16 protein-coding genes are annotated in these 14,605 nt (G+C 71.7%); 9 read left to right on the forward strand and 7 right to left on the reverse strand.

What is annotated here, in order from left to right:
* Positions 1-49 precede the first annotated feature (49 nt).
* From serS to ACFQUZ_RS12070, 3 genes are all read left to right on the forward strand, one after another.
* A complete protein-coding gene (serS, locus tag ACFQUZ_RS12060; RefSeq protein WP_377441269.1) occupies positions 50-1,306 on the forward strand; it encodes a serine--tRNA ligase in 1,257 nt (418 codons plus the stop codon).
* Positions 1,307-1,457: 151 nt separating this feature from the next.
* Positions 1,458-2,279: an HAD family hydrolase gene (locus ACFQUZ_RS12065; RefSeq protein WP_377441271.1), complete on the forward strand. Its 822-nt coding sequence runs from the start codon at positions 1,458-1,460 to the stop codon at positions 2,277-2,279.
* Positions 2,279-3,094 (forward strand): HAD family hydrolase, encoded by an 816-nt coding sequence (locus tag ACFQUZ_RS12070; protein ID WP_377441273.1) that lies wholly within the window; start codon positions 2,279-2,281, stop codon positions 3,092-3,094. The genes ACFQUZ_RS12065 and ACFQUZ_RS12070 overlap by 1 nt, the downstream gene beginning before the upstream one ends.
* 79 nt (positions 3,095-3,173) lie before the next feature.
* Here the strand turns inward: ACFQUZ_RS12070 and ACFQUZ_RS12075 are convergent, their stop codons facing one another.
* Complete coding sequence (locus ACFQUZ_RS12075) at positions 3,174-3,770, reverse strand: proteasome activator (RefSeq protein ID WP_377441275.1); 597 nt, start codon at positions 3,768-3,770, stop codon at positions 3,174-3,176.
* A gap of 79 nt (positions 3,771-3,849) precedes the next feature.
* Here ACFQUZ_RS12075 and ACFQUZ_RS12080 point away from each other — a divergent pair, with 79 nt between their 5' ends.
* Together ACFQUZ_RS12080 and ACFQUZ_RS12085 are read left to right on the forward strand one after the other, a co-directional pair.
* Positions 3,850-4,641 carry an alpha/beta hydrolase family protein gene (locus ACFQUZ_RS12080; RefSeq protein WP_377441277.1) on the forward strand — a complete coding sequence of 264 codons (792 nt, stop codon included), beginning with the start codon at positions 3,850-3,852 and terminating at the stop codon, positions 4,639-4,641.
* Between the two features lie 81 nt (positions 4,642-4,722).
* Positions 4,723-5,913: an ABC transporter substrate-binding protein gene (locus ACFQUZ_RS12085; RefSeq protein WP_377441279.1), complete on the forward strand. Its 1,191-nt coding sequence runs from the start codon at positions 4,723-4,725 to the stop codon at positions 5,911-5,913.
* 115 nt (positions 5,914-6,028) lie between these two features.
* Here ACFQUZ_RS12085 and ddaH read toward each other — a convergent pair whose 3' ends face one another.
* A complete protein-coding gene (ddaH, locus tag ACFQUZ_RS12090) occupies positions 6,029-6,862 on the reverse strand; it encodes a dimethylargininase (RefSeq protein ID WP_377441281.1) in 834 nt (277 codons plus the stop codon).
* 59 nt (positions 6,863-6,921) lie between these two features.
* On the opposite strand from ddaH, the gene ACFQUZ_RS12095 reads away from it, so the two are divergent.
* Positions 6,922-7,380: an Lrp/AsnC family transcriptional regulator gene (locus tag ACFQUZ_RS12095; protein WP_377441283.1), complete on the forward strand. Its 459-nt coding sequence runs from the start codon at positions 6,922-6,924 to the stop codon at positions 7,378-7,380.
* Positions 7,381-7,507: 127 nt separating this feature from the next.
* On the opposite strand, the gene ACFQUZ_RS12100 is transcribed toward ACFQUZ_RS12095, so the two are convergent.
* The 3 genes from ACFQUZ_RS12100 to ACFQUZ_RS12110 are packed head-to-tail and all read right to left on the reverse strand — an operon-like array spanning position 7,508 to position 9,492.
* Complete coding sequence (locus ACFQUZ_RS12100) at positions 7,508-8,578, reverse strand: hypothetical protein (protein ID WP_377441285.1); 1,071 nt, start codon at positions 8,576-8,578, stop codon at positions 7,508-7,510.
* Between the two features lie 48 nt (positions 8,579-8,626).
* Positions 8,627-8,857, reverse strand: a complete 231-nt coding sequence (locus ACFQUZ_RS12105; protein ID WP_377441287.1) for a DUF6457 domain-containing protein — start codon at positions 8,855-8,857, stop codon at positions 8,627-8,629.
* Positions 8,854-9,492, reverse strand: coding sequence for a molybdenum cofactor guanylyltransferase (locus ACFQUZ_RS12110; RefSeq protein WP_377441289.1), 639 nt, complete (start codon positions 9,490-9,492; stop codon positions 8,854-8,856). Before ACFQUZ_RS12110 ends, ACFQUZ_RS12105 begins: the two co-directional genes overlap by 4 nt.
* Positions 9,493-9,554: 62 nt before the next feature.
* Here ACFQUZ_RS12110 and fdhD point away from each other — a divergent pair, with 62 nt between their 5' ends.
* On the forward strand, positions 9,555-10,409 hold the full coding sequence (gene fdhD / locus ACFQUZ_RS12115) for a formate dehydrogenase accessory sulfurtransferase FdhD (protein ID WP_377441291.1): 855 nt from the start codon (positions 9,555-9,557) through the stop codon (positions 10,407-10,409).
* A gap of 24 nt (positions 10,410-10,433) precedes the next feature.
* Here the strand turns inward: fdhD and ACFQUZ_RS12120 are convergent, their stop codons facing one another.
* Together ACFQUZ_RS12120 and ACFQUZ_RS12125 are read right to left on the reverse strand one after the other, a co-directional pair.
* Positions 10,434-11,684, reverse strand: coding sequence for a DUF4192 domain-containing protein (locus ACFQUZ_RS12120; protein ID WP_377441293.1), 1,251 nt, complete (start codon positions 11,682-11,684; stop codon positions 10,434-10,436).
* A 246-nt stretch (positions 11,685-11,930) separates the two neighbouring features.
* Positions 11,931-12,434: a GNAT family N-acetyltransferase gene (locus tag ACFQUZ_RS12125; RefSeq protein WP_377441295.1), complete on the reverse strand. Its 504-nt coding sequence runs from the start codon at positions 12,432-12,434 to the stop codon at positions 11,931-11,933.
* An 83-nt stretch (positions 12,435-12,517) separates the two neighbouring features.
* Between ACFQUZ_RS12125 and ACFQUZ_RS12130 the strand changes: the two genes are divergently transcribed.
* On the forward strand, positions 12,518-13,405 hold the full coding sequence (locus ACFQUZ_RS12130) for a fructosamine kinase family protein (RefSeq protein ID WP_377441297.1): 888 nt from the start codon (positions 12,518-12,520) through the stop codon (positions 13,403-13,405).
* Positions 13,406-13,510: 105 nt separating this feature from the next.
* Entirely contained in the window at positions 13,511-14,605 is a 1,095-nt protein-coding gene (moaA, locus tag ACFQUZ_RS12135; RefSeq protein WP_377441299.1) for a GTP 3',8-cyclase MoaA, read from the forward strand.

Raw genomic sequence — 14,605 nt, forward strand, 5'->3', positions numbered from 1 at the left:
GGCATATCGAGGTGAATCCGCCCGGCCGTCCCCGGTAGGCTCACCTCCCGTGATTGACCTGCGCCTGCTTCGCGATGATCCGGATGCCGTTCGTGCCAGCCAGCGGCTGCGTGGCGAGTCCGAGCCCTCGGTCGACGACCTGCTGGAGGCGGACGAACGGCGGCGGAGCGCGGTGGGTCGGTTCGAGGCGCTGCGCGCCGAGCAGAAGCAGCTCGGCAAGCGGGTGCCCCGGGCCAGCGGCGACGAGAAGGCCGCGCTGCTGGCGCGTACCAGGGAGTTGTCCGTCGAGGTGAAGGCGGCCGAGACGGCCGTCGGCGAGGCCGAGCGGGAGCTGCGCCGGGCACAGTTGGCGATCCCGAACGTGGTCGCCGACGGGGTGCCGCCGGGCGGCGAGGACGACTACGTGGTGCTCCGCGAGGTCGGTACGCGGCCGGACATCGAGAATCCGCGCGACCACCTGGAACTCGCCGAGTTGCTCAAGGCGATCGACGTCGAGCGGGGGGCGAAGGTCTCCGGTAGCCGGTTCTACTTCCTCACCGGCGTGGGAGCTCTGCTCCAGCTGGGCATGCTGCAACTGGCCATCGCCCAGGCCGTCGAGCACGGCTTCACCCCTTCGATCACCCCGGCGCTTGTCAAACCGGAGTCGATGGAGGGCACCGGCTACCTCGGCGAGCACGCGAGCGAGGTCTACCGGCTCGAGGCCGACGACCTCTACCTGGTCGGAACCAGCGAGGTGGCGCTGGCCGGCTACCACGCGGACGAGATTCTCAAGCTGGACGAACCGGTGCGGTACGCCGGCTGGTCGTCGTGCTACCGCCGGGAGGCCGGCTCGTACGGGCGGGACACCCGGGGAATCATCCGGGTGCACCAGTTCGACAAGGTGGAGATGTTCTCCTACTGCCGCCCCGAGGAGGCGGAGGCCGAGCATCTGCGGCTGCTCGCCTGGGAGGAGGAGATGCTGGCCAAGGTCGAGATCCCGTACCGGGTGATCGACGTCGCGGCCGGCGATCTGGGCACCAGCGCGGCCCGTAAGTACGACTGCGAGGCGTGGTTGCCGTCGCAGGGGCGCTACCGGGAGGTCACCTCCACCTCGAACTGCACCACGTTCCAAGCTCGCCGGCTGAATATCCGGTACCGGGACGCGGACGGGAAACCGCAGGTGGCGGCCACCCTGAACGGAACGCTGGCGACCACCCGGTGGCTGGTGCCGATCATGGAGAACCACCAGCAGCCGGACGGTTCGGTGCGGGTGCCCAAGGCACTGCAGCCCTACCTGGGTGGGCGGGACGTCCTCGAACCGAGGTGACCCCTTCAGTGTCACCCCCGCTTCGCCCGGAATTCGTGGATCGTCCCGGCGCGACCGAGGTACGGTTGCTCCCCGTCGCCGAGGAGTTGCCGTCCGGCCAGTTCGACCGGATACGCGACGATCCACGACGCCGGGGGTGAAGGAGGACGTCATGCCCCGACCCGGCCTGCCCAAGCTGATCGCGACCGACCTCGACGGCACGCTGGTCCGCAGCGACGACACCGTGTCGACGTTCACCCACGCGACCCTCGACCGGGTCCGGGCCGCCGGCATTCCGGTCGTCGGCGCCACCGGTCGTGGGCCGCGCCTGGCCGAACTGACCCGTAACGACATCAGGACCGCGGACTTCCTGGTGATGGCCGGCGGTGGTCGGGTGGTCGACCAGACCGACCCAGCGGGCCCGGTGGTGCTGCGGGATGAGCGACTGGGGGGTGAGGTCCTCGCCGAGTTGCTGACGTCACTGGAGCAGGTGGTCGGTCCGCTCACGGTGATGGTGGAGGCGTTGGACGCCCCGAACGCGCCGCTGTGGGGTGATCACGACCCCACCTGGCCGTATCAGGACGCGTTCGAGGCGCGGAACCGACGGGACTGCCTGGCCGACGATGTGATCAAGGCGTTCGCGCGGTCAGCAGATCATGACGTGGACGTGTTGCTGGCCACGGCCCGCGAGATCATCCCGCCCGAACTCGCCACGCTGACCCAGGCGGGACTGGGTTTCATCGAGATCACCCCACCCGGGGTCGACAAGGGCAGCGGCCTCGCCGTGGTGGCGCAGGCCCTCGGCGTGGACCCCGCCGAGGTGCTGGTATTCGGCGACATGCCGAACGACCTGCCGATGTTCGAGTGGGCCGGCTGGAGCCGGGTGGCGGTGACGAACGCCCATCAGACCGTACGGGCGGCCGCTGACGAGATCACTCTGCGCAACGACGACGACGGGGTGGCGATCTACCTCGATCGACTACTCTCCAGGTGATGTCCCCTTTGCCCCGCCTGGTCGCCACCGACATCGACGGCACGCTGATCCACCGGGACCACACGGTCAGCCGGCGGACCGCCGACACGCTCGCCCGGCTGGTGGCCGACGGTGTCCACGTGGTGCTGGTGACCGGCCGACCGGTGCGCTGGCTGACGCACGTCTACGAGCAGTTGCACGCCCCGCTGACCGCGGTCTGCGCGAACGGCGCGGTGGTCTACGACCCGGTGTCCGACGCCGTGCTGCGGGCCGATCCACTGAACGGTGACCTGCTGGCCGAGGTGGCCCGCCGGCTGCGCGCCGAGGTGCCGGACGCCGTCTTCGCCGTGGAGGTGGAGGACAGCCGCCTGATGCGGCACGACCCGGACTGGCCGGTGCGCTGGGACGAGGGACATCCCACCGTGCGGCCGTTCGACGACCCGGCCGACCTGACCGGCATCCCGGCGGTGAAGCTGCTGGTCCGAGCGGGGGAGCAGAACGCCGACGTGTTCGTCAAACTGGTCGCCGGCGCTCTCGACGGGGTGGCCGAGGCCACCCACTCGTCGATGTCCGGGCTGGTCGAGATCTCCGCTCTGGGGGTGACCAAGGCCGCTGGCCTGGCGTGGCTCTGCGAGCGGCTCGGGGTTGCGCAGGCAGAGGTGGTGGCGTTCGGCGACATGCCGAACGACGTGCCGATGCTGACCTGGGCCGGCCGATCCGTGGCCGTCGCCAACGCACACGCCGGTGTGCTTGAGATCGCCGACGAGCGCACCGCGAGCAACGACGAGGACGGCGTCGCCGCCTACCTGGACGAGCTGTTCCCGCCGGCCGGTTGACCTCGTCGCCGCCTCATCCGGCAGACCGATGAGCATGAAGGTGGCGGGCACGGCGAAACGCCCGCCATCCTCATCCGGGTCACAGGTACTGACCGGTGGGACCGTGCCCCTCGTTGGGGTGTGGTTGGCCCGGCATGCCGGGCATCATCCCGCCACCGGCCGGACCCATCGGCAGCGCCTGCCGGCCGCCGGAGCGCATCTGCTCCAGCTGGACCCGGGCCGCCATCTGTTGCGCCACCAGCGCCGCCTGGATGCCGTGGAACAATCCCTCCAACCAGCCGACCAGCTGTGCCTGCGCGATCCGCAGCTCGCCCTCGGTCGGTGTGCCGTCCTCGGTGAACGGCAGCGAGATCCGCTCCAGCTCCTCCCGCAACTCGGGGGCCAGGCCGTCTTCCAACTCGACGATGGACCGCTTATGGATCTCGCGGAGCCGCTGCCGGCTCGCCTCGTCGAGGGGTGCGGCCTTCACCTCCTCGAGCAACTGCTTGATCATGCTGCCGATTCGCATGACCTTGGCCGGCTGCTCGACGAGGCGCGACGGGTCCTCACCCGCCTGGTCGGCGTCCGTCTGCACCGTGCCCACGGGCCGGCCATCGGGACCGACGACCACGACCGCCCCGGGTCGGGCCGGGCTGGCGTCGTCCTGCACTTCCGGGTTACGCGGTCCTTCGCTCATGCCCTTCATCTTCGCTCAGCACCAGCCCTGGGCGCTCGTCGGGACCCCGAGGAGCGCGGGCCGCCGGTAGCGTCGGAGCATGGCCGTGGACCCGCGCACCGTGCTCGACCGTCCGGCGCCGCCGCCGGACCAGACGATCGCGTACGGTGACCATCCCGACCAGGTCGTCGACCTGCGCTGGCCGGCGGCACCCACCGAACGCCCGTACCCGCTGGTGGTGGTGATCCACGGCGGTTTCTGGCGGTCCGAGTACGACCGGAGGCACACCGGCCCCCTCGCCACGGCCCTCGCCGAGCTGGGCTACCCAGTGGCCCAGCTCGAATACCGGCGTACCGGTCAACCCGGCGGTGGCTGGCCGGCAACCGGAGATGACGTGGTCGCCGGCCTGACGGCCCTGCCCGGCCTCCTCGCGGACCGGGCCGACATCGTGGCGGCGGGACCGCCGATCCTGCTCGGCCACTCGGCCGGTGGACAGTTGGCGCTGTGGAGCGCCGGTGCCGGCGTACCTGTCGCCGGCGTCCTGGCCCTCGCCCCCGTCGCCGACCTGGTGGAGGCGCACCGGCGCGATCTGGACGACGGCGCGGTGACGGCGCTGCTGGGCGGCGGACCCGATGAGGTGCCCGAGAGATACGCGGCGGCCGACCCGGCACTGACGGTGCCGCCGCCGGCACCCGTCGTGGTGGTGCACGGAACGGCCGACCGTCAGGTGCCCGTCGAGATCAGCCGGCACTACGTCGCCGCCGCGACGACCGCCGGCGGTGACGTCACGCTGGTTGAACTGCCCGGATGTGAACACTTCGGCTTGATAGACCCGCTGTCCGAAGCGTGGCCGAGGGTGACCGCGGCGCTCCGAGCGATCCACCGTCCTTGATCGCGGCATTGACGCGCTGCCATTTAGCGGGTAGAACGCCGGATGGACTGCCGTCTGTCCGTACCAATCAGGAGGTCATCGGTGCCGCACGTCGATCGCAGGCAGATCCTCAAACTGCTGGCCGCCCTCGGCGGCGGCGGGCTGGTCGGGGCCTGCGGCACCAGTGAGGCCAGCACGGACGACGAACCGGTCGACGCGGACCCCATCCGGATCGGGCTGATCGCCCCCCGCTCGGGCGTCTACAAGGCGATCGGGGACGACATCCGCAACGGCTTCCAACTGTTCCTCGAACTCAACGAGAACCGGCTCGGCGGTTACCCGGTGGAGTTGATCGGGGCGGACGAGGGCGACTCCGCCGACTCCGGCAAGGCCGCCGTCGACACCCTGCTGAAGCAGGACGTGCTGGCGCTCACCGGGGTCGTGGACTCGTCGGTGATGCTCGGCATCCGGGACATGGTGGAGCAGGCGAAGGTGCCGCTCGTCGCCTCCAACGCCTCGCCGACCAGCCTGCAGAGCGTCTTCTACATCTGGCGGACGTCGTACGTCAACGACGAGGCCGGCCAGGCCCTCGGGCCGTACGTGAAGGCGAACACCAAGGGCCGGGTAAGCACCATCAGCCCGCAGACCCCGGCCGGCACGGACGCGGTGAACGGATTCCGGCAGAGCTTCGGACCCGGGGACTCGCGGCTCCGGCCGCCGCTGTGGACCGGATCCACGGCCAGCCCGTCCGACGACGCCCTCGACACGCAGATCACCAGGTTGCTGGCGCAGCAGCCGGAGTCCGTCTTCTGCTTCTTCGCGGGCGACGCGGCGGTGCGCTTCCTCCGGCGGTTGCACGAGGCCGGCTACCGGAAGAAGATTTTCGGCCCGGGCTTTCTCACCGAGGGAAACGTGTTGAGTGAGCTCAAGCCGGCGGAGGCGGAGAACATCACCACCGCTCTCAACTACTCCTCGGACCTGAAGAACGGTCCCAACCGGGAGTTCGCCTCCGCCTACCGGAAGGCGCACAGCGTGGCACCGTCCACCTACGCGATGGCGTCGTACGACGCGGCACAGGTGCTCGACAAGGCGATCCGGATCGTGGAGGGCGAGCCGACGCCACCGGCGGTGAACCTCGCCCTCGGGCGGGTCGGCCAGGTGGACAGCCCGCGCGGCCCGTGGCAGTTCAACCAGCCGCGAACCCCACAGCAGAAGTGGTATCTGCGGCAGGTCCGCACGGAGGGTCAGGTTCTGGCCAACGTGCTGGTCGAGGAGTTGGGCACGCTCGGCTGAGGGTGGCGGAAGCCAGGCGGTGGCGGCGCCACCCCGCGACCGCGCCGTCCTGCTGTCGTCCGACGCCTGACCGGCCCCCCAGGAGAGGGCGAGCTGGGCCCGGACCTCGGGCACCTCATCGACGCAACTCGGCGACGCAACACTTCACGCTGCCGCCGCCCTTCTTGAGTTCGGAAAGGTCGACCATTACCGGCGTGTAACCGGCGGCTGCCAGCTTGCTCGCCAGCCCGCTCGCCTCATTGTTGAGGATTACGTGCTGACCGTCGCCCACCAGGTTGAGCCCGAAGGCGAAGGCATCCACCTCGTCGGCGAGCACGGCGTCCGGGAAGAGCTGGGCAAGGACCTTCTGCGCGGCCACCGAGAAGGCGCCGGGGAAGTAGACGACCCGCTCGTCGTCGAGCGCCGCCAGTGCCGTGTCCAGGTGGTAGAAACGCGGGTCGACCAGGCGCAGGGACACCACCGGGTGGTTGAGCATCTCCTGGGCCTCGGCGTGTGCCGCCAACTCGGTACGGAAGCCGTAGCCGGCGAGGATCAGACCGCCGTGGGATCGGGGGAGATAGGCGAAGTCCCCCTCGCCCTCGTTCGTCTCGCTGGGTGCCATGAACCGCCAGCCCGCCTCCTCGTAGAAGGCGCGGTGCAGAGCCGCCTCGGCCGTCCGCTGCTGGTGCTTGAAGCGGGCACCGTACGCGATGCCGTCGACCACGAACGCCCCGTTCGCCGCGAAGACCATGTCTGGCAGGCCGGCCTCGGGCGCGAGCACGTGCACCGAGTGCCCGAGCCGGAGCAGCGTCTCGCGGAGCCCTTCCCACTGCTTGACAGCCAGTTCGGTGTCCACCGGCTGGTCCGTGTCCATCCACGGATTGATGGCGTACTCCACCGCGAAGTACTCCGGGGGACACATGAGAAATGTCCGCTTTCGCGGCATGCGTTGCTGGTTCACGAACACCAAGGGTAGGTACGGTTGATGCGCGATAACAGCCACATGCATTGCTTCGGAGAGGTAGAACGTTGCACATCGACGCCGTTGATCAGCGAATCATTGCGTCGCTCGTCGCCGACGCGCGCGCCTCGTACGCGGAGATCGGCAGCCGGGTTTCCCTCTCCGCTCCGGCCGTCAAGCGGCGGGTTGACCGGCTCCGCGCCGGCGGTGTGATCCGCGGCTTCACGGCCGTGGTCGACCCCGCCGCGGTCGGCTGGACGACCGAGGCGTTCATCGAACTCTTCTGCACCGGGCGGACGACTCCGGCCCAACTCGCCACCGCGACCCGCCGGCATCCCGAAGTGGTCGGCGCCTACACCGTCTCCGGTGAGGCGGACGCCCTGGTGCATCTCCGCGCCGCCGACATCGCACACCTGGAGCAGGCGCTCGAACGGCTGCGCGCCGAGCCCTTCGTGACATCCACCCGGAGCATGATCGTCTTGTCCAGGCTGGCCGAGTCGCCCACGGTCGTGGCGGCGCCCGACTGAAGCGCGTCCCGACAGCACCCGCCGGCGTCGTACACACGTTCTATCCACAGGCTGTGGACGCGCCTGTGGGTAGTACACACGTTCTATCCACAGGGTGTGGACGGACGCCAGCCGACGTCGTGGGTGGCTAGAGGTACATGCCCGTGCGGTGCTCGCCGACCTCCCGCTGGGCAGGCTTGTCCCCCTCGCCGAAGAACCGCTTGCCGCCGAACTCTCCGTGCAGCCGGTCATCCAGTTCGTCGGCCAGTCCGGTCATCACCTGCACCGCCAGCATCAGGTGGGTGGCCTGGAAGTTGCGGCCGAAGACGGGGATCGACGCCCACACCGTGTCGCTGGCGCAGTAGAGCCGCCCGATCGGCATCCGGTTGGTCAGTTCGGACAGCTTGACGTAGAGCCGCTCGGTCGGCTCCACCTCGGTGAGGATCGGGGAGAAGACGTCGACAAGCGGCGGGTTGTCCCGGATGCGGACGAACACCATCGCCGATCCCGCCCGGATGCTGATATCTCCGTCGGAGTCCACCTGGAGTTGGCCGGGCTCGGAGCGCAGCATGGCGGAGAGGACCGTCCGGACCTGGTCGTCCAGGGCCAGCGCGTCGCCGGTGGACTCGGGTACGGCGGTCGCCAGCGCCGCGTCGAGGTCACGCTCCAGTTGCTCGTCCGAGACGATTTCCGGACGGGCCGGACCGAGGGGCTCGACGGTGATCGGCTCCTGGTCCGCGTTCCGGGCCAGGAAGACGAGGAACGCCGGGTGCGGTGCGCCGTAGACGTCCCGCAGTGTTCGGGACACGACGGTGGCCACCTGATTCGCCTCCGCCCGGGAGCGGTGCAGCCCGAACTGGTCACCGGAGCCCTCGACCACCCCCGGCGGCGCCCAGCCGAGGGCGACCATGTCGGCGACCGCCGACCGGTCGAGCCGGTAGCCGTCGGGCAGCCCGGCGTTGCCCACCGCCCGCGCTCCGAGCCGGTCCTCCTGGTCCACCGTCGCCGTGACCGAGTAGACGGCATGGCCGGTGCCGGAGGCGGTCGGGTCGAGGGTGATCTCCAGATAGGCACCGATCGGCAGGGTACGCAACGCGGCGGCCAGCGCCCGCGCGAAGTCCTGCCACGCCTCGGTAACCTTCACCCGCAGGTCGGCGGTGCTGGGCTCGTCGAGTAGGACGAGATCGTGCGCGCCGGGCGACGAGGGGTCTGCCGTCATGATCGCCTCCGTCCGTCAGGCCAACACCCTACCCAGCCGCCAGCGTGATCAGCCCTCCCACCGCTCGGCCAGATCGGTGAGCCGGCGCGCGGCCTCGGTGGGGTCGGCACCCGCGCCGACGGCCAGGCCGAGCAGGTACGCGGTCACCGGCGCGGCCGGTCGGAGCACCTGGTGTGCCACGTCGCGGGCCAGGTCGAGCACCATGGGCACCGGTACCCGGTCCGGCTCGATGCCAAGCTCCGCAGTGGCCGACGCCACCCAGTCATCCATTTTGGTCATTTCACCCATTCCTCGGCCCGCCGGACATCGTCGTCAGTGTCGCAGTCGAACCACGGCGGCGCCCCGGACCCGGACGCCGTGCCACCGAGCGGAGACACCTCCCGTACCACCAACCCGTCGATCAGCATCCGCATCGACGCTCCGGCCAGTGCCCCCCCGCGACGGTCGGTGAGAGTCGCGACAGCGCGGCGCAGTGCGCCCACCCGCCACACCCCGCAGAGATGTTGACGCCGGCCGGTCTCGTCCCGGAAGCAGGCGCCGTCCGCCCGCTCCGCCGGGTCCAACGCGCCGTCGGCCGCCAGCGCCCGCCGCAATTCGGTCACCGCCGCCGAGGTGAGCAGCGGCAGGTCGGCCGCGAGCACGGCCACCTCGACCGCCTCGGCCAGACCGGGATGGGCCAGTCCGGCAGCCAACGCGGCCACCGGGCCTCCGCCGGCTGGCTCCTCCCGAGTGGCCAGCACGCCGCTGGGCAACTCGACGCCGGGCCCCACCACGATCCGGGGCGCCGCATCGGCCACCGCGGCCAGCACGCGGTCCCGCATGGGGCGACCACCGACCAGCATGGCCGGCTTGTCCACACCGCCCATCCGGCGGGCCGCACCGCCAGCGAGCACCACCGCCGCGTATCCCCGCACCCGCTCACGGTAACCGGCTCGGCCACGCGGTGGGCGGCCGAGATCCGGGGCAGGATGGTGTCATGGGACGGGCCACGGATCGCCGCAGTGTGCTGCGGATCGACCTCGCGTCGGATCGGGCGGATCGGAACGCGGTGCGCCGGCCGGACACGCTGGCCGCCGAGGAGCCGCTGGAGATCCGGGTCGGCCGTGCCGGGCAGGGCCCTCGCCGCCCGCTGGCGGTGACGATGCGCACCCCTGGCGACGAACTCGACCTGGCCATCGGGTTCCTGCTGACCGAGGGTCTGATCAGCTCGGCGAAGGACGTGCGGACCGCCCAGCTCTGCGCGGGTGACGACGCGCCGAACACGTACAACGTGGTGGATGTGGTGCTCGGCGACGACGTGCCGGAGCCGGAGACCGACCCGGCCCGGGGCTTCTACACCACAAGTTCCTGCGGCGTCTGCGGCAAGGCGAGCATCGAAGCGGTCCGGACCCGCTCGCCGTACGACGTCACCACCGATCCGGTGCGGGTGCCGGCCACGACGCTGGCCACACTGCCGGACGCCCTGCGCGCCGCCCAGCGAGGCTTCGCCCGCACCGGCGGGTTGCACGCCGCGGGGTTGTTCACCGCCGACGGCGAGTTGCTGGCGGCACGCGAGGACGTGGGTCGGCACAACGCGGTGGACAAGCTCGTCGGCTGGGCGGCGCGCCAGGATCGGCTGCCCCTGGCCGGGCACGTCCTGATGGTGTCCGGCCGGGCGAGCTTCGAGCTGACACAGAAGTCCTGGATGGCCGGGATTCCGGTGCTCGCGGCGGTGTCGGCGCCCAGCACCCTCGCCGTCGATCTGGCCGCCGAGGCCGGCATGACCCTCGTCGGCTTTCTGCGTGGTCAGACGATGAACGTCTACGCCGGGGCCGAGCGGATCAGTGGCTGAGCGCGGCCAAACGGTCCCGCACGGTCAACGGTTGCGCTCGGCGCTACCGTCCCGCCCGCGGCGCCGCGCGCGCCTGCCCGGTGTGTGGCGTGCCCGCCGCCCTCGTGCGCCCGGTCCGCCGCCGGACGGACCCCGTCCGCCAGTCGACCCGCCCGATCCGTCGCCCGACGCGCCCTCGCCGAAGGCGCCCGGTCCGCCGCCCGCCCGGTCCGGCCAGTCGCGCAGCGCGGCCGGCGGCATGCCACGGCTCAGGGCGTCGTCGAGCAGCAACGCCAGCGGGTAACCGGGATCGGCCTCCAGGGCCCGGTCCAGCGCCACCGCGGCCAGCGCCCCATGCCCGTCCAACCACGCGGCGAGGGCGAGCAGGCTTGCTGGTGCCGGCACCAGGGCCGGATCGACCCGGCGCACCACGTCCGTCCACAGATCGATCTGGTCGTCGTCGCCCGCTTCGATAAGCGTCCACGCCTCGTCGCCTACCGGCAGATGGTTGACGAGGAGGCCGAGCCATGTCACCTCGTCGTCGGTGAGCCGGCCACCAGAGCGATGCCGGTGCACCGCTTCCCGGATCGCCGCGCACCCGGCGTCGAGCACCTTTCGCTCCACCGGCCCTGGCTCGGCCCTACGATCATCGGCCAGGCACCCGGGTCCACCGGCGCGTCCGCCGCCCACCGGCCCGGCGGATTCCGCCGCGGGCCCGCCGGCCCGCAGCGTCGCCAGGCGGTTGGCGGCCCGTTCGGTCGCCTCCCGCAGCATCGCCCGCTCGGATCCGGCGGCCGGGGCGACCTGCCGCTCCAGCGCGGCCCGGTCGGGCAGCGCGACCTGGCCCGCGAAGACGGCGGCGGCGCTGACCGGGCTGGTGGACGGGTCGAGCCGATGCCCGTCGATCGGACAGCAGTCGGGCTCGGTGCACAGGTATGACCACCACCGTCCCGCTGTGACCCGGAGCTGATCGATGACCGGGAGGCCCCGCTTCGAGATCGCCCCGGCGGCCGCATCCACCGCGGCGGTCACCCGAGCGGGTGGCCCGTACCCCACCAGCGTGACCGCGTCGACCCGCTGCCTGGCCACGACGACCGCGAGGCCGTCGGTCGCGGCGCGCACCCTGGGCGGATCGGACTCGGGCAGGTCGATGCGGGCGGCGAAGGAGATCCGGTCGCGGTGCATGGCCACCACGACCAGGCTGTCGGTGGGATGGAAGCCCAGCAGGTACGGCACGGCGGCGAGCAGGTCGGCGGGCGAGCGGACGGTGAGCCGCGGTGGGTCGGAGGATGCCATGACGAGCAGCCTGGTCCAGCCGGCGGCGCATCGGAACACCCCTACCGGCAGCCTGTGGATGACACGCGGGTTATCCACAGTTACCCACTGTAAGTGAGCAGGTGAGCCGGTCTTTGGAGCGCCCGGAAGGCCGCGATCCGCGGACGGCGACCTGACGAAGCCGGCCGGCGGCTCGCCGTACGCCGGTCCTCTCCCCCGCCGCGCCGCCGTCGCACTCGGCGCGGTCACCGCGACGGGACTGACGCCTCAGCTCCGGAATCGCAGGCCGTGCAGGTCAATCCCGTCCGCCCGGTCGACCGGGCGGTCCGTCAGGTCGAGACTCAACTGGACGGCCGCCAACACGTCGAACCCCGCCGCGTGCAGGCAGCGCAGCGCGTCGACGTTGCGCGACTCCGGCGTGACCCTCAACTCGCGCAGCCCACGCCGGCGCGCCTCCCCGGCCACGTGATCGAGCAGCGCCCGACCCAGCCCGTTCCCGCGCAGCCGGGCGTCCACCACCACCGGCTCCACCCGACCCGCACGACCATCCATGATCAGACCGACGAGCCCGACCACGCCGTACTCCGGGTGGTCCGCCACCCAGACCCCGGACAGGTCGAGCCGGGTCAGGTACTCCTCGAAGCCCGTTCCAGGCTCGGATCCGCCCGGCCCCGGATAGAGCGAGCCGTGCTGGTCGACCAGTTCCGTCCACAACCGCCGCCCGGCCTGGTGGTCGGTCGGGCGGTACGGACGCACGCCTGCGGAGGCCATTCCCCATCCTTACTCCGAAGGGCCCGCCCCGGAAGCATCACGGCCGCACGGAAAGCATCGTGGTGCCGGGATACCGTGCCCGGATGGACCTGGCGTACCTGCGCGCGCACCCGCGACAGCTCCCCACCTTCCTGACCCACCAGCGGATCCGCGAGACGCCGGTGCCGGGCGGCGACATCTGCGCCGCCTCCCGACTCACCCTGGACGACGGCAGTTCCCTCTTCGCGAAGACCTGGCCCGAGGGCGCGGCATCGGCCGTACCCGACAGGTTCTTCACGGCCGAGGCCAACGGCCTGCGCTGGCTCCGCGCGGCGAACGCGGTGCCGGTGCCCGAGGTTCTGGTGGAACTGCCCGACCTGCTGGCCCTGGAATGGGTTGATCCGGGCCCGGCAACGCCGGCGGCCGCCGAGCGGTTCGGCCGGGAGTTGGCCGCGCTGCACCGGGCCGGGGCGCCGGCGTTCGGCGCGGACTGGGACGGGTACATCGGCGCGCTGCCGCAGGACAACACCGCGCGGCCTGGTCCATGGCCCGGCTGGTTCGCCGAGCACCGGCTGCGGCCGTACCTGCGGCGCGCGGTGGACACCGGCGCCCTCTCCGAGGCCGAACGCACGCTTGTCGAGCAGGTCATCGACCGCGTCGACGGGTACGGCGGGAGTGAGCCTCCGGCCCGGGTGCACGGCGACCTGTGGCCGGGCAATGTGCTGTGGGGCGCCGGTGACCGGGCCTGGCTGGTGGATCCGGCGGCGCACGGGGGGCACCGGGAGACCGACCTGGCCCAGCTGGCCCTCTTCGGCGGCAGTCCACACCTCGACCGGACGATCGCGGCGTACCAGGAGGTGTGGCCACTGGCGGACGGCTGGCGGGCCCGGGTGCCGGTGCATCAGTTGCACCTGATGCTGGTGCACGCCGCCCTGTTCGGCGCGGCCTACCGGGAGTCGGTGGCCGCGACGGCCCGCGCGGCGCTGAGGTGAGAAGGCGCTCTTATCATCGCAGAGTGCGTGATAATGGACCCTTCCTGCCATGGGATGCGACCGTCCGGGCCGCGTCTCCTGACCGGGACGCGCTACGGTCGAGCGATGACCAGTGCGCCGGGGCCGCGGGCGGGGGACCGCCCGGCGGAAAGCGAAGCGCGGCCGTCCGGACCGGACGCCCGGTCCGGCACCGGTGCTCTGATCGACCGGTACGGCCGGACCGCGATCGACCTTCGGGTGTCGCTTACCGATCGGTGCAACCTGCGCTGCACCTACTGCATGCCGGCCGAAGGGCTGCCCTGGCTGCCGCGCGGTGAGGTCCTCACCGACGACGAGGTCGTCCGGTTGGTCCGGGTGGCGGTCGAGCGGTTGGGGATCACCGAGGTCCGGTTCACCGGCGGGGAGCCGCTGATCCGACCCGGTCTGGTGGACATCGTGGCCCGGGTGGCCCGGCTCACCCCCCGGCCGAGGCTGTCGCTGACCACCAACGGCCTCGGGCTGGACCGGCTCGCCGCGCCGCTACGGGCGGCCGGACTGGACCGGGTGAACGTGTCCCTGGACACCGTCGACGACGAGCGCTACGCGCGGATCACCCGCCGTCGCCGGCTCGCCGACGTGCGTGCCGGACTCGCCGCCGCCGCGACCGCTGGGCTGCGACCCGTGAAGATCAACGCCGTGCTGCTCCGGGGAATCAACGACGACGAGGCCCCGGCGCTGCTCCGGTTCGCCTTGGCGCACGGCTACCAACTGCGGTTCATCGAGCAGATGCCGCTCGACGCCCAGCACGGGTGGGACCGGACGGCGATGGTGACCGCCGACGAGATCCTCGCCGCCCTCAGCGACCAGTTCACGCTACGACCCGACCCGGTCGACCGGGCCGGCGCCCCGGCCGAGACCTGGCTGGTCGACGGACACGTCGACTCCACCGGCGGACCGGCTCGGGTCGGGGTGATCGGCAGCGTCACCCGACCGTTCTGCGGTGACTGTGACCGGACCCGGCTCACCGCCGACGGCCAGATCCGCAACTGTCTGTTCGCCACCGCGGAGTCCGATCTGCGGACGCCGTTGCGCGAGGGGGCCGACGACACGGACCTGGCCGACCGTTGGCGCGCCGCCACCTGGCCCAAGCGCGCGGGGCACGGTATCGACGACCCGACCTTCCTGCAGCCGCACCGGCCCATGTCCGCGATCGGAGGATGA

The sequence above is a fragment of the Plantactinospora sp. GCM10030261 genome, from assembly GCF_042666615.1.
Taxonomy (GTDB): domain Bacteria; phylum Actinomycetota; class Actinomycetes; order Mycobacteriales; family Micromonosporaceae; genus KBS50.

Coding starts and splice junctions, on each gene's coding strand:
- ACFQUZ_RS12125 (WP_377441295.1), bottom strand. CDS start 12,434: ATGGCCTCCGCAGGCGTGCGTCCGTACCGCCCGACCGACCACCAGGCC.
- ACFQUZ_RS12075 (WP_377441275.1), bottom strand. CDS start 3,770: ATGAGCGAAGGACCGCGTAACCCGGAAGTGCAGGACGACGCCAGCCCG.
- ACFQUZ_RS12065 (WP_377441271.1), top strand. CDS start 1,458: ATGCCCCGACCCGGCCTGCCCAAGCTGATCGCGACCGACCTCGACGGC.
- ACFQUZ_RS12120 (WP_377441293.1), bottom strand. CDS start 11,684: ATGGCATCCTCCGACCCACCGCGGCTCACCGTCCGCTCGCCCGCCGAC.
- ACFQUZ_RS12130 (WP_377441297.1), top strand. CDS start 12,518: ATGGACCTGGCGTACCTGCGCGCGCACCCGCGACAGCTCCCCACCTTC.
- moaA (WP_377441299.1), top strand. CDS start 13,511: ATGACCAGTGCGCCGGGGCCGCGGGCGGGGGACCGCCCGGCGGAAAGC.
- ACFQUZ_RS12070 (WP_377441273.1), top strand. CDS start 2,279: ATGTCCCCTTTGCCCCGCCTGGTCGCCACCGACATCGACGGCACGCTG.
- fdhD (WP_377441291.1), top strand. CDS start 9,555: ATGGGACGGGCCACGGATCGCCGCAGTGTGCTGCGGATCGACCTCGCG.
- ACFQUZ_RS12105 (WP_377441287.1), bottom strand. CDS start 8,857: ATGACCAAAATGGATGACTGGGTGGCGTCGGCCACTGCGGAGCTTGGC.
- ACFQUZ_RS12100 (WP_377441285.1), bottom strand. CDS start 8,578: ATGACGGCAGACCCCTCGTCGCCCGGCGCGCACGATCTCGTCCTACTC.
- ACFQUZ_RS12080 (WP_377441277.1), top strand. CDS start 3,850: ATGGCCGTGGACCCGCGCACCGTGCTCGACCGTCCGGCGCCGCCGCCG.